The 14,665-nt window shown below is 71.1% G+C and carries 9 protein-coding genes; 8 read left to right on the top strand and 1 reads right to left on the bottom strand.

Annotated elements, in window-relative coordinates:
* The first annotated feature begins 78 nt into the window (after positions 1-78).
* The 6 genes from OG226_RS49400 to OG226_RS49375 all read left to right on the top strand — a co-directional run bounded on the left by OG226_RS49400 (position 79) and on the right by OG226_RS49375 (position 11,081).
* Complete coding sequence (locus tag OG226_RS49400) at positions 79-3,915, top strand: S8 family peptidase (protein ID WP_329352946.1); 3,837 nt, start codon at positions 79-81, stop codon at positions 3,913-3,915.
* A 91-nt stretch (positions 3,916-4,006) separates the two neighbouring features.
* Positions 4,007-5,008 (top strand): helix-turn-helix domain-containing protein, encoded by a 1,002-nt coding sequence (locus OG226_RS49395; protein WP_328686084.1) that lies wholly within the window; start codon positions 4,007-4,009, stop codon positions 5,006-5,008.
* A gap of 353 nt (positions 5,009-5,361) precedes the next feature.
* Entirely contained in the window at positions 5,362-6,465 is a 1,104-nt protein-coding gene (locus OG226_RS49390) for a Gfo/Idh/MocA family protein (protein WP_328686083.1), read from the top strand.
* Positions 6,466-6,903: 438 nt separating this feature from the next.
* Entirely contained in the window at positions 6,904-8,586 is a 1,683-nt protein-coding gene (locus OG226_RS49385) for an MFS transporter (protein ID WP_443066965.1), read from the top strand.
* 523 nt (positions 8,587-9,109) lie between these two features.
* On the top strand, positions 9,110-10,165 hold the full coding sequence (locus OG226_RS49380; RefSeq protein ID WP_329352945.1) for a C40 family peptidase: 1,056 nt from the start codon (positions 9,110-9,112) through the stop codon (positions 10,163-10,165).
* Positions 10,166-10,169: 4 nt separating this feature from the next.
* Positions 10,170-11,081 carry a hypothetical protein gene (locus OG226_RS49375; RefSeq protein ID WP_329352944.1) on the top strand — a complete coding sequence of 304 codons (912 nt, stop codon included), beginning with the start codon at positions 10,170-10,172 and terminating at the stop codon, positions 11,079-11,081.
* A 115-nt stretch (positions 11,082-11,196) separates the two neighbouring features.
* Here the strand turns inward: OG226_RS49375 and OG226_RS49370 are convergent, their stop codons facing one another.
* Entirely contained in the window at positions 11,197-11,838 is a 642-nt protein-coding gene (locus OG226_RS49370; protein WP_328686080.1) for a TetR/AcrR family transcriptional regulator, read from the bottom strand.
* 178 nt (positions 11,839-12,016) lie between these two features.
* Here OG226_RS49370 and OG226_RS49365 point away from each other — a divergent pair, with 178 nt between their 5' ends.
* The gene (locus OG226_RS49365; RefSeq protein WP_329352943.1) at positions 12,017-13,498 is read left to right on the top strand and encodes an APC family permease; all 1,482 of its coding nucleotides are present in this window, start codon (positions 12,017-12,019) and stop codon (positions 13,496-13,498) included.
* A complete protein-coding gene (locus tag OG226_RS49360) occupies positions 13,498-14,598 on the top strand; it encodes a Zn-dependent alcohol dehydrogenase (protein ID WP_329352942.1) in 1,101 nt (366 codons plus the stop codon). The genes OG226_RS49365 and OG226_RS49360 overlap by 1 nt, the downstream gene beginning before the upstream one ends.
* Positions 14,599-14,665: the final 67 nt, after the last annotated feature.

The following is a 14,665-nucleotide window of genomic DNA, read 5'->3' as shown; positions in this document are numbered from 1 at the left end:
GCTCGTGACATGGTCATCCGCTCGGCCGATTCTTTCGAACAGCGCGTGATCGCGCGTTGCACGAAAGGTGTGTGGCTGATGGCATGGATCCGTCTGACGGCGGCGATATCAACGGCATTGGTGCTGACCACGGGAGGCCTGTCGTCCGCCTCCGTGCGGGCGTCCTCCTCCGGTACGGCCACGACGGAGGGCGTCGCCGAGTCGGCGTCCACCGTACGGCTGGTGACCGGTGACCGGGTCACGGTGACCCCGGGCGACGGCGGTCGGCGCACCGCCTCGGTGGTACCCGGGCCCGGCCGCCGGGGCATCGTCTTCCGCACGTACGAGCAGGACGACGGCACGATGACCGTACTCCCGTCCGACGCCGCGGAGTTGGTGGCCGCCGGGACGCTGGACCGGCGCCTGTTCGACGTCACCGCCCTCATCGCCCAGGGATACGACGAGGCCGGTACCTCGGCGCTCCCGCTCATCGTCTCCCCGGAGCCGGGCGGTGCGGCAGCCGGGACGGTGTCCAGCCGCAAGGCCGCGGCAACGACCGCGGACCGGCTCTCCGCTTTCAACACGGCATCCGTGCCCGAGCGCCGCCTGGAGAGCATCGACGCGACGGCCCTGCGCGTGGACGACGACGATCTCGGCGCGTTCTGGAAGGCCCTGCGCCCCGTGGGTACGGCCCGGCTCGCCCAGATCCCCCGGGTGTGGCTCGACGGGCGGGTGGCACCGGCGCTGGACCGCAGCACGGCGCAGATCGGCGCACCCAGCGCCTGGAAGGCCGGTTTCGAGGGGCAGGGCGTCAAGGTGGCCGTCCTGGACACCGGTGTGGACGCCGGCCACCCGGACCTGACGGGCCGGATCGCCGAGTCCAGGGACTTCTCGGACAGCGGCAACGTGACCGACCACTTCGGGCACGGCACCCACGTCGCGTCGATCGTCGGCGGCAGCGGAGCGGCGTCCGGCGGCAGCCGGCGCGGGGTCGCGCCGCGGGCGGACCTGCTGATCGGCAAGGTGCTGGGCGACGACGGGTACGGCTCCGAGTCGCAGGTCATCGCCGGCATGGAGTGGGCGGCCACCGAGCACGCCAAGGTCGTCAACATGAGCCTGGGTTCGGACGCGCCCACGGACGGCACCGATCCGATGAGCCAGGCCGTCGACACCCTGTCCGCCTCCGGGCAGACGCTGTTCGTCGTCGCGGCGGGCAACGCAGGGGACCAGGGCGCGTCGACCATCGGCTCCCCGGGTGCGGCCGACGCCGCGCTCACCGTGGGTGCCGTCGACCGGGACGATTCCCTGGCGCCCTTCTCCAGCCGCGGCCCGCGGCCGGGTGACCAGGCCGTGAAGCCGGACGTGACCGCGCCCGGTGTCGGCATCGTCGCCGCCCGCGCCTCGGGGACGGCCATGGGCACCCCGGTGGACACCTACTACACGGCCGCGTCCGGTACGTCGATGGCGACACCGCACGTCGCCGGTGCCGCCGCCCTCCTGGCCCAGAAACACCCCGAGTGGAGCGGTCCGCAGCTCAAGGACGCGCTCATCAGCACCGCCCACCTCGTGTCCGGGACCAAGGTGACCGAACAGGGCGGCGGGCGCATCGACATCGGCGCGGCCATGGGGGCCCTGACCGCCACCGGCTCCGTCACCCTGCCCCCGCTCCAGACCGCCGACGCGGGTGGACCGCGGCGGGTGGCTACCTTGCACTACGCCAACGAGAGCGACCACCAGCTCGACCTCAAGCTGTCCGCCTCACTGTCTCGTGACAACGGTGTCACCCTCGCCGACGGGGTGATCGCCCTGGGCTCCGGCACCCTCCGTCTCACCCCCGGGGCCTCGGTCGACGTCCCGGTCCTCGCGGACGGCGCGCACGCCGCGCGCGGCTCCTACTACGGCTACGTCACCGCGACCGGACCGGACGGCACCGCACTCGCCCACACCACGCTCTCCCTCATCGTCCACGCACCCCTGCACCGGATGACCGTGATCGCCAAGGACCGCGACGGCAAGGTGATCCAGCAGGCCGCCCCGACGATCTGGGGTGCCGACGGCTTCGCCCAGTACACCAGCCTCGACCCGGCCGTCGCCGTCGTCGAGGAGGGCACCTACCAGGTCAGCTTCGGCACCCTGGACAACGCGGCCGACGGCCAGGAACTGCGCGAGGTGATCAACCCTCAGGTGCGGGTCACCAAGGACTCGACCGTCATCCTGGACGCCTCGAAGGTGACGGAAGTGAAGATCCGTACCCCGCGCCCTTCCGAACAGCGTGGAATCCTCAGCTATCAGACATACCGCCAGATCGAAGGGAACGGTCTCATCCAGGGGGTCATGTACTTCGACCTCGCCAAGCGGATCTACGTCAGCCCCACCGCGCAGGTCACGGACGGCACCTTCGAGTTCGCCTCCCGCTGGCAGCTGACGGCCCCGCAACTGGCCGCCACACCACAGGGCAGTTCGCGGCCCTTCACCCCCTACTACCTGCCGACGTCACCGGTGTTCGACGACAAGGGCACCCGGCTGACCGCCGTGGACGCCGGCACAGGCACCGCCGCCGAACTCAAGGCCGCCCACGTACGCGGCAGACTCGCCGTGATCCGCTACGACTTCGGTGACGACACCGCCCTCGCGCGGGCCGCCGCCGACGCCGGAGCCAAGGCCCTGATGTTCGTCGTGCCGAAGGACTTCTACCCGTGGACCCGCTGGAGCCCGGACGGAACACGCCTCGCCCTGCCCGTCATGCGCGCGGGCAACGCCGAGGGCACCGCGCTCCTGAAGCGGAGCGCGCGGACCGCCACCCAGGTCCGATTCACCGGCACGGTGCGCAGCCCCTACCTCTACGACGTCATGCAGGTGTCCCGTCAGCGCGTCCCGCAGCACCTCGTGCACACCGTCTCCGGAGACGAGAGCGCGGTCGTCCATGCCACCTACGCGCGCACCGGTGCCTCCGACTGGGCCAGTGAACAGCGCTTCGCCTGGCGGCCCTACCAGGACACCGCGTGGAACCAGTACACGCGCAACGTACCCGTGGGCCGGGAGCGCGTCGAGTACGTGACGGCCGGCGACACCCTCTGGAACCACGTCGTCCACCACGACACCATCCTGGACCAGGACTTTCCGCTCCAGGTCGGCATGCGGGAGGCCACCCACACCTACCGGGCCGGACAGCAGGCCACGGAGCGCTGGTTCACCGCCCCGGTCCGCCCCGCCCTCCCGCACGGCGTCGCCGACTGGCCCGCCTCCACCAGGTACGGCAACACCCTCTCCCTGTACGTGCCCGACTTCACCGACGCCGCGGGCCACTGGTCCTTCGCGGAGAGCGACAGCCTCGGCGGTATCGGAACCCGCGCGTCCGGTACGGGCGACACGGCCGTCGCCGACCTCTACCGGGACGGGAAGCGGGTCGCCCACTCCGACACCGGCGCGTGGGGCACGTACGAGGTGCCGACGGGGCGGGCGGGCTACCGCCTGGACCTGACGACGGGACGCGACTCGGACGACTGGCGCTTCGGCACCCGCACCGAGACGTCGTGGTCCTTCGCCTCGGACACCACCGCGAGCCCCGCACTGCTTCCGCTGCTCCAGGTGGACTACTCGGTTCCCGTGGACGCGGAGAACGCCGTGGGCCCGCAGCACACCCACACGCTCGGCTTCGGCGTCCGCATGCCCGACGGCCTGCCCGCCCCGCACGGCACGAAGCTCAAAGTGGAGACCTCCTACGACGACGGCAGGACCTGGGTGACGGCCCGTACCTCCTCAACTCCCGGAAAGGGAACGGGCGGACGCTTCACGGCGACCCTCGAACGGCCGTCCGGGGCCCGAGGCGACGCCTATGTCACACTGCGGGTCACAGCGACGGACGACGCCGGGCACAGCGTCCGGCAGACGATCGACCGCGCCTTCCTCCACAGGGGCTCCGCCACACGGCACTGACCCGGTGGGACAGCGGACCGGAAAGCGGCGGCCGTCGGTGCGCACGGCACCGGTGGCCGCCGCCGCACGAGGTACGGAAGGGGACCCGGCGATGCTGGAGGCGGCAGGGCTGACGGTCGTCGAGGAGACGGTGTACCGCCTCCTGGTCGGAGCGGTCACGGCGTCGGCACACGAGCTGGCGGAACAGAGCGAACTGCCGCGCGCCACGCTGGAAGCGGTACTGGCAGGCCTCACCGGCAAGGGCCTCGCCAGCCCCACCGACCATGTGCCGCCCCAGTACTCCGCCGTGCCACCGGACGTGGCGCTGCTGCCCCGGCTGCAACGTCGTACCGACGAACTGGACAAGGCCCGCGGCACGGTCACCGATCTGCTCGACCTGTACCGCAGCACCCGGCGCCGCCAGGACGCCGGCCAGCTGATCGAGGTGATCACGGGCGCCGAGTCGCTGCGGCAGCACCTCCGGCAGATGCAGGACAACGCCGACCACGAGATGCTCTGGTTCTGCAAGGCCCAGTACGTCGCGATGCCGTCGGGCAGCAACCGCGCGGAGTACGACGCCCTGGCCCGCGGGGTGCGCTACCGCGTCCTGTACGAGCAGGCGTTCTTCGACGACGACCACGCCGTGGACAACGTTATCGAAGGGGTGCAGGCCGGGGAGATCGCCCGCAGCGTGCCCCATCTGCCGTTACGCCTGGCCGTCGCCGACCGTGCCATCGCCATCTGTCCGCTGGTGCCCGGCGGCCCCCAGGGTTCCCCCGGCGAGCCCACCGCGGCCCTGGTCCGCGAGAGCAGTCTCCTTGAGGCGCTCACCTCGCTCTTCGAACGCTACTGGGAGACAGCGGTCCCCCTGGACGTCAGCGCGGCGGGCACCCTCGCGGACGGCGCCGACGCACCGGCGGGCGACCCGCTCTCCGGCACCGACCGCCGCATCCTCTCCCTGCTGGTGGCGGGAATAGCGGACAAGGCCATCGCCAGTCAGATGGGGCTCAGCCGGCGCACCATCCAGCGTCACATCCAGCGGATGATGACCCTCGCCGGCGCCACGACCCGCATGCAACTCGCCTGGCAGGCGGCCCGCCGCGGCTGGCTCTGAACGGCCACGGCGGCGGCGCCCTGGGGACCGCGCGCCGTCCCTGCCCCTGGCCGAACACAAACTGACAGAAGCTGATGGCGAGCGAGACCTGCCATTCCCGAGAAGCGCGCGGAAGGAGGCCGAGGACACGCGGTCGTTGGCGACGTAGGCACCGAGATCGTTGACCTGACCGGTGCGCTTTCCCGTGGTGGTCGACCTCCTTGCCCCACGGACCGCACCTTGTCGATCATTTTGCGGGCTCCCACCGGCGTCCGGCCCCGTCGATGACCTTCCGACCGATAGACCTATGGGGTGCGTGAACCTGCCGTCTGACATGGCCTAGACTCGCCGCCCGGATGCGGGAGGAGTGGGCAGTGAGCGCAGCACCCATACGGTTCGGCATCGTGGGAAGCGGCTGGCGGGCCGAGTTCTTCGTACGGCTGGCACGGGCACTGCCCGAACGACTCGCGGTCGTCGGCGTGGTGACCCGCTCCGCCGACCGCGCCGCCCGCGTGGCGGCGGAATGGGGGGTGCCGGCTTTCCGTACCGTCGACGAACTGTGCGCCGCCGCACCGGAGTTCGTGATCCCCTCGGTGCCGTGGGAGGTCTCGCCGCAGGTCGTACAGGAACTCGTCGAGCGCGGGACACCGGTGCTCGCCGAGACCCCGCCCGCACCCGACGTGCAGCGACTCGGCCGGCTGTGGGACGCCGTGGGCGCCGCGAAACGTCCAGGGGGCGGCGCCCTCGTCCAGGTCGCGGAGCAGTACACCCTCATGCCGGGCCACTCCGCCCGCCTCGCCCTCGTACGGCGAGGCGTGATCGGGGAGGTCAGCTCCGTACAGGTGTCCTCGACGCACATGTACCACGCGATGTCGCTGATCCGGCACACGCTGGGCGTCGGTTTCGGACCCGCGACCGTCACCGCGCGGGCCTTCACCGCTCCGCTGGCCGACCCGCTGACGCCGGCCGGGTGGACGGACGACCTGACTCCGAAGGACGCCGTCACCACCCTCGCCCTGCTCGACTTCGGCACGGCCCGTACAGCGCTCTACGACTTCACGGACAACCAGTGGTGGAACCCGCTGCGCGCCCGCCGGATCGTGGTCCGGGGCTCGCTCGGCGAGATCGTCGACGACACGGTGGTACGGATGGCCGACCCGCGCACACCGGTGGAGTCCGCGCTGACGCGGCGCCGTACCGGCACCGACCTCAACCTGGAGGGGTCCGAGATCCACCACATCTCCTTCGACGGCGACGTGGTGTGGCGCAACGAGTACGTGGGCGCGAGCCTGTCCGAGGACGACCTCGCCGTCGTGGACCTGCTGTGCCGGACAGGCGCGTGGGTACGCGACACCGGCCCGGAACCGTACCCGCTGGCCGACGGCTGCCAGGATCACCTGCTGGCGCTGGCCTGCGAGGAATCGGCCCGCACCGGGACGCCCGTGACAACCACGGTGCAGCCGTGGGCGGCCGGCTGACCCCGCAGCGCACACCGCCGAGGAATCCGTACACAAGCCACGCCCGGCGTTCCGGACCATCGCCTCGTCGCGGCCGGTGCACAGGTTGAACGACCGCCCTTCCCCGTCCCCTGCGAGGCGCCCCGCTGGGGACGCGCGTCCATCGGCGTCGCTGCCCAGCAGCAGGCACGGGGGCGATTCGCCGAGGCCGACGCCCCTGAAGACGACCCTGAGACTCGCTCGATCGGGTGCGCCGACGACAGCAGCGCAACCAGGGCCGGCATCACCGGCCCCCACCACTCCCCCGAGGGCGCCACGGCAGCGGGTTCACCGTCCTCGTCCGAGGGAACCTGTTCGACTTCGCGCCCATGGAGATGCGGGAGCGACTGAGTCAGCGCTCTCTCGGGCCGCCACCAGACCCGGGGCCCCCAGAGGGGCAGTGATCGTCCTGGGGATGCGATGCCCGGGAAAGCCGCTGAGAATGAACGGGTGAGTGGCACTGATGCGGCGCAGGGCGCAGCCGCTGAACCGGCGCCCAGGACCCCGAACCAGACGCTGACCCTCGCGGCCATGCTCTTCGCGGTGTCGATGACGTTCATCGATCAGACGATCGTCTCCATCGCGGCTCCGGACATCGTCAACGAGCTGGGCCTGACCGCCTCGGGCATGCAGTGGGTGGTGAACGCCTATCTGCTGTCGCTGGCGGCGTTCTTCGCCCTCGGCGGTCGGCTGGCGGATCTCTTCGGGCCACGCCGGGTCGTCATCGTCGGCACCCTCGTCTTCGTCATCTCCTCCGTGCTCTGCGGCTGCGTCCCCAAAGGGGACTTCGCCCAGACCTGGCTGATCATCTTCCGGGGGACGCAGGGCCTGGGAGCGGCGCTCCTGTTCCCGGCGGCCCTGGCCGTGGTGGTGGCCGTGTTCCCGGTGGAGCGGCGCGGCCGGGCCCTGGCGTTGTTCTTCGGCCTGTCCGGGGCGCTGACGGCCATCGGACCGCTGCTGGGCGGCTGGCTCACGGCCTGGACCTGGCGGGCGATCTTCTGGGTGAACGTGCCCGTCGCCGTCGTGGCCCTCGTCCTGACGATGATGGCGCGCGTCCAGGACCGACGGCGCGAGGAGTCGCTGGACGTCGTCGGTGCCGTCCTCATCGCGGTCGGCATGGGCGTCAGCGTGCTCGGTTTCCAGCAGGCCGCGTCCTGGGGCTGGGACAGCGCGGCGACCTGGGCCTGCATCGTGGGCGGTCTGGCGGTGCTCGTGCTGTTCTGGCGCTACGAACGGGGCAGGCGGCACCCGCTGGTCAACTTGGCGGTGTTCCGTGACAGAGCGTTCACCGTGGACGTGCTGGTCCTGTTCTTCGCCATGCTGGCCTTCGTCCCGGTGTTCTTCTTCGCCTCGGTCTACGCCCAGGTCTCGCTCAGCGCCTCCCCCGACCAGGCCGCGTTGTATCTGCTGTACTTCTTCGCCGGCTTCGCGATCGCCTCCCAGTGGGGCGGGCGCATGCTGGACAAACAGGGAGCCCGGGGGCCGATGAGAATCGGCACCGCCCTGGGCGCCGCCGGATTCGCCCTGTGGGCCAACAAGCTGACCGACCTGTCCATGCACGATCAGTGGCCCTACGTGGCCCTCGCCGGCGCCGGCATCGGCTTCATCCTGGCGCCCGCCTCCACGGATGCCGTCAACCGGGCGATCGGGGCCTCCTACGGCGAGGTCACCGGCATCACGCAGACCGTGCGCAACTACGCGGCGAGTGTGGGCCTGGCCGTCCTCGGGACGATCCTCACCCACCAGATGACCCAGAACGTCGTGTCGACGCTCACCTCCCGCGGGGTGTCGTCGGGCACCGCGAACGGCGTGGCGAAGGACATCGCCGAGGCGGTCACGGGCAACGGAGACGCCCGCCAGCCCACCGGCAGCGGTCCTGCCGCGAGTGCCACGCGTGACGCCATGTCGAGCGTGCGGATGGACTTCGCCGAGGCCAACCAGTGGGTCCTCTACGGCATGGCCATCGCGCTCGGCATCGGATACCTCGTCGCCCTGCGCCACCCCGGGGGCAAGGGCACCCCGGCGGTCACGGACGGCGAGACCGAGGCGACCCCGACCGCTCCGGCGTCCCCGTCCGAGCGCGGGCACCGCACGCGCACCTGACACGTCGGGAGGGCCAGGTGGTGGGCCCGGCGCAGTGCCTGGGGCGGGTGCCCCGGTCCAGGTGTCGATCGCGGGCGTCCGGCCGGTTCACCGACCACCTCAGCCTCCTCATCACCAGCACCGCACTGAGTGGGAGCTGGAAACGACATCGGGGGTGGGCTGTGGCGGTGGAGGCGGGGACCGTGCCGGTGGCCGGGTAGCTGACCTCACCGTTGATCAGCGGGTTCGCGGCCCATCAGGGTCTGGCGGCCGACAGCATGTTGCGGCTGTGGAGGTGCCGCAACTTCCCTGCGCGGCAGGGCGGATGCGGAGCTCATCCTCGCCAAGGCCGGGCGGGCGAAGCAAACAGCTCTGCCCGCAGCCCACTTGACACGCCGGAGAGGGATGCCGAGATCCGCCGTGCGGGAGGCGCGCGATAGTGTGTTCAAGTCTCGAACACCTCTTCGCATGTTCTGTACTGGCGATGTCTGGGATGTGTCGCCCGTCCGAGCCGCCCTGCGCACGACCTCTGAAAGTTGAGTTGATGAACGTGTCGACCGGCGGCAGACGGCCATGGAGCCGGACCTACTTAGCCGCCCTCGTCTGTGCGATCACCCTGTTACCCACCCCCGGTTACGCGGCGCCGACAGAACCCGCCCCACAGGACGACAAGTCGATCGAAGACATCCGTGCCGAGCTGAACGGCCTGTACCGCGAGGCGGAAATAGCCACCGAGGCGTACAACACGGCGGACGTGAAGGCGGTCAAGCAGAAGAAGCGGCTGGCCTCGCTGCGCGAGGACCTGGCGCGGACCGAGGGCCGGGTGCGCGACCTGCGCGATCTCGCGGGCGCAGCCGCCCGCACTCAGTACCGCGGTGGTGAACTCGCTTCCACCGGCATCCAGTTGCTGCTGGGTGAACACCCGGACCAGGCTCTGGACGAGGCGTCCCAGGCACGCCAGGCCTTGCGGAGCCTGGTCACCGTGTCCGACAGCCAGAAGAGCGCCCGCGACCAGGTGGGCCGGCAGACAGATGCGGCCGCGAAGAAGCTGCGCGAGCTGAGGAGCAGCCGTGCGGCCAAGGCCGCGGCGAAGCAGAGGATCGAAGGGAAGATCGCCCGGGCCGAGCAGATCGAGGACGGGCTGCGACAGGACCAGACGCGCAAACTCGCCCAGCTGGACACTGCCGAGGCGCAGAAGGCCAAGTCCCGGTGGACCGGCTCGGATTCCGGCGGTGGCGCGAAGGCGACCGGTGCGGCGGAGAGGGCCGTCGACTTCGCGATGGCGCAGATGGGCAAGCCGTACGTGTGGGGAGCGGTCGGCCCTTCGTCGTACGACTGCTCGGGGCTCACGTCCAGCGCGTGGGCGGCGGCCGGGCACCCCATCCCCCGTACGTCGCAGGCGCAATGGCAGGGGCTGCGGCACGTCGGCCTGGCGTCCGCGCGACCCGGGGACCTGATCATCTACTTCAACGACGCCACCCACGTGGGCCTGTACATCGGCCAGGGGCGGATCGTGCACGCACCGAGGCCGGGACGTTCGGTCACGGTGGCGCCGGCCGCCTCCATGCCCGTCCTCGGCGTGGTCCGACCCGGAGCCTGAGCGGATGAACCAGTCACCGACCCCCCGCGACGACGCGAAGCTGCCGGTACTCAGCGCGCCACCGCTGATCCGGCTCGACGCCTTCGTGGCCGAGGACGGCTCGACGGTGGTCAACGGCCATCTGCTGGAGATGGGCGGCGTGCAGCAGCCCAACGAGGCCATCCTCGACGCCATCGCCATGTTCGCCCGCACGCTGGGTGCCCCGGTGGCGGCCACCGTCATCGACCGTACGGTGATGCAGGTGGCCCGCCTGCGGGTGCACCCCGACGGGTCGAGCCGCACGATCGCCGAGGACGAGGACCTGCCGCCGGGACGCGAGCGTACGACCGCGGAGGAGGCGGCCTTCCCACCGCTCGCCCGGGTCGAGCGGATCATCCGGCACGCCCAGCGCGAGGAACTGCACGCCGCGTTCGTCCTTGCCAGCGCGCTACGGGAACACCTCACCCTGCGCAGGGGCGCGGAGGACGAACTCGCCCTGGAAGCACGGGCGATCGAGGCGTACCTCGCCTTCCGACGGGGTGACTACACACTCGCCACCGTCCTCGCGCTGACCGTGGCGCGCATCCGCTGCCGTACGGACCTCGCCCGGGCGGCGCCGGAGGTGGCCCGCGCCACCGCGGCGTGGCAGCGGCTGCTGGACGAGAGCCAAGTGGCCACCCGGGGACAGGAGTTGCTGCACATGTGGGAGCGCCTGTCCGAGGAGGGCGTACCGCTGGAGCCGGCTCACCAGGCCATGGCCCGCGCCGTCCGCAACCGCCTGGAACAACACGCCCTGGAACGACGCGGCCCGGCGCTGCCGGCCCTCCCCCCAGGACAGGAACCGATCGCTCCCGAGGACAAGCCCCTCAAGCCCACCCGCCGCGGACTGCGACGTTTCACCCGCCGGGCCGGACGGCCCACGCAACCGTCGTCGTAGGTCGGCTGTCGCGATCGGTCTGGTCCTGAGCCCCGGGGGCATCGGCGTGGGGGAGAACGTCGGCCCGCGCCGCCCAGTTCCCCCGGCCCGTTCCCGGTGACGCGGCACCCCCGCTTCAGGCCGGTGGCAGCAACGTGCCCGCCGGCAGCGCGAGTTCGGTTTCCGTGACCGTACGGACCAGGTCGCCGATCGGTGCCAGGCGTTGCTGGAGGCTGGTGTTGATGTACGCGCTGGTGCCGTCGACGGCGACGAGAATGCGTACGGCGGCGGCCCAGGGATCCGCGCAGGTGAACAGCTTTGCCCGCACCCCCTCGTTGATCAGTTCCTCGATCCGCTTGCACCACAGCAGTTCCTGTCGGACGACCTGGTCGTGGAGGACGGGGCGGTAGCGGGCGAGGTGGCGGGCGTTGAGCCACAGGCGGCTTATGTCGTCGAAGGTGTCACCGGACGTCAGGGCGAGGAAGCGGCGCAGGGCTCCCAGCACGTCCGTACCGCCGTGTGCCTGGAGGTCGGGCGGGAGCAGTGCGTCGAGTTCGCTGGTGGTGGCGTCGGTGAAGGCCTCGGTCACGAGCTCTTCCGCGACGGGGAAGTAGTGGCTGACGAGTCCGGGACGCACGCCGAGTTCGTCGGCGACCCGGCGCAGGGTGATGCACTCCAGTCCTTCGGTCAGCCCGAGCCGTGCCGCCGTGGCGACGATCTCGCCGCGTCGCTCGGCGGGTGCTTTGCGTACTCGCTTGGCCGTGGCTCTTGACGTCATGGGGCGGATGTTATTGAGTGTGCAGACAATAAGCAATTGTTCATGCGACCAATAAGGCGCGTGCGCCCTCGCCGAGCCGGGCCGTCGCCCCGGCCGAGCCGCCGCCAACGCCCGGCCACAGCCCGCGCCCCACCTCCCCCGGCGCCGGACAGGCCCGCACGACCGTCAGGAGAAACCCGTGGACGACGTCCCCAACGACGCCGGTGAACTGGCCGAATACGGCTACAAGCAGGAGCTGAGACGCAGCCTGTCCGCCTGGTCCGTGTTCGCCATCGGCTTCGCCACCATCTCGCCCGTCGTCGGCATCTACGCCGTCGTCCAGCTCGGGTTCATGTTCTCCGGGCCCGCGTGGATCTGGGCCGTCGTGGTGGCCTTCCTCGGGCAGCTGCTGGTGGCGTCCGTCTACGCCGAACTGTCGTCCCAGTTCCCCGTCACGGGCGGGGTCTACCAGTGGGTGCGACGGCTCGCCGGGCCGCGCCAGGGCTGGCTGGTGGGATGGCTCTACCTCGCCTCGGCCGTCGCCTCCCTGACCACCGTGGCCTACCTCGGCGCCGCCTGGCTGTACATGCTCTTCAGCGACGGCACGATGTCGGCCGCCACCCATGTACTGCTCGGCGTGGTCTTCGTCGCCGTCGCACTCGGCATCAACCTGCTCGGCGTCAACCCCGTCAAGCGCTTCCTGGACGCGGGCATCATCGCCGAGTCGGTCGCCTCCATCGCGGTCAGCCTCGTCCTGCTGGTCTTCGCGCGGCACAACGGCTTCGGCATCCTCTTCGACACCCTGAACTCCGGCGCGGCCTCCGGCGACTCGGTCACCGCGGGGTTCCTGACCTGCCTGGCGGTCGCGGGCTGGGCCTTCCTGGGCTTCGACGCCACCACACAGGTCGCCGAGGAGACCGAGCAGCCACGGCGCAGCGTGCCCAGGGCCCTGATGCGGGCCTACCTGTTCGTCGCCTTCACCGTCCTGCTCACCGGCGTGGCCGTCACCCTGGCCCTGGAACAGCCCGAGCGAGCCGTCTCCGGGGAGATCGCCGACCCCGTCTTCACCGCTGTGACGAGCGGCCTGGGCGGCTGGGCCGAGAAGCCCTTCATCCTTGTCGTCCTGGTGGCCTTCTTCGCCTGCGCCGTCTCGATCCAGACGTACATCGGACGGGCCGTGTACGCCTTCGCCCGAGACCGGCAACTGCCCTTCTCCGCCGCCCTCGCCACCGTCGGCCCCCGCCAGATTCCCTGGGTCTCGCTGGTCGTGACAGCCGTGCTCGCGGCGCTCGGACTGCTGCTCGGCCTGAACGGCAACGCGGCCGCCACCCTGATCTCCTTCGGCTCCGGCGGCTTCTACTTCATCTTCCTCGCCGTCGCCGTCGTGGCCCTCACCGCCCGCCTCACCGGCCGCTGGCAGCCGTCCGCGGGCCAACTGCGCCTCGGTAGAACCGGGTTGGCCGTCAACGTGCTCGCCGTGGTCTGGCTGCTGTTCGAGTCCGTCAACATCGCGTGGCCCCGTACCGAACTCGCTCCGGTCGGCGGCAGCTGGATCCAGGTGTGGGCCGTCGTCCTCGTCTTCTCCGCGCTGTTCGTGATCGGCCTCGGTTACGTCGCCCTCGCCAAGCCCCACACCAAACTCGCCCCGAGCCCGGCCCCCGAAAAGATGGAAACGGTCTGATGTCCCCCCAGTTCGCCCCCGCGATCGTCTTCGACCCCGCCACCGGCCTCACCGAGCGCGAGGTCGCGCTGCGGCCGGCCGGACCGGGCGAGGTGGAGATCGACGTGCGCGCCGCCGGCGTGTGCCACTCGGACCTGCACATCCTGACCGGCGACTGGCCCAGCGACCGTCCCCTCGTGCTCGGCCACGAAGCGGCCGGCGTGGTCACCGCCGTCGGCCCCGGCGTCACCACCGTCCGGCCCGGCGACCACGTCGTGCTGTCCTGGTTCGCCCCCTGCCGACGCTGCCGCAAGTGCGTGGCCGGCCAGGCCTGGCTGTGCACCGGTACGACCGCCGTCGCCAACACGCTGCCCGACGGCAGCACCCCCTTCACCGACACCGACGGCACGGAGGTGTGGCCCTACCTCGGGCTCGGGGCCTTCACCAGCCGTCTGGTCGTACCGGAGTCCGCCGCGGTGAAGGTCTCCGAGGAACTGCCCTTCGAGGTCGGCGCGCTACTCGGCTGCTCCATCACCACCGGCGTCGGCGCCGTCGTCAACACCGCCGGTGTGCGCCCCGGCGAGTCCGCCGTCGTCATCGGCACCGGCGGGGTCGGCCTGTCCGTGGTCATGGGGCTGCGCCTGGTGGGCGCCGACCCGATCGTCGCCGTCGACCTCTCGCCCGAACGCCTCGACGTGGCAAGGCAGTTCGGGGCCACCCACACCCTCGACGGCGCGAACACCGACGTCGCCCGCTGGTGCCAGGAACAACTCGGAGGAGTCGACTACGCCTTCGAGGCCATCGGCAGCCCCAAGGTGATCGAGACACTGCCCGCCATGCTCACCTCGGGCGGCGCCGCCGTACTGGTCGGCATGACCCCCACCGGTGCCACCGGCGCCTTCGACCTCTTCGACCTCGCCGACCAGGGCAAACGAATCCTCGGCTGCAACTACGGCTCCAGCGTGGGAGAGACGGACATCCCCAGACTCGCTCGCCTCTACCTCTCCGGCCGACTGCCTGTCGACGAACTGATCGGCACCGTCAGGCCGCTCACCGAAGCCGCCGCGGCCTTCGACGACCTCCGCAACAACACCGGAGTCCGCACGATCCTGCGGCCCTGACCCGCCCTCCCCCACCGTTCCCACCTCCGCGCAGCGGCCGAACCGCCCCTGCACGTAAGCCTTTTGG

It is taken from the genome of Streptomyces sp. NBC_01261 (assembly GCF_036226385.1).
Taxonomy (GTDB): domain Bacteria; phylum Actinomycetota; class Actinomycetes; order Streptomycetales; family Streptomycetaceae; genus Streptomyces.
This window is presented reverse-complemented; position numbering and strand designations above follow the sequence as displayed.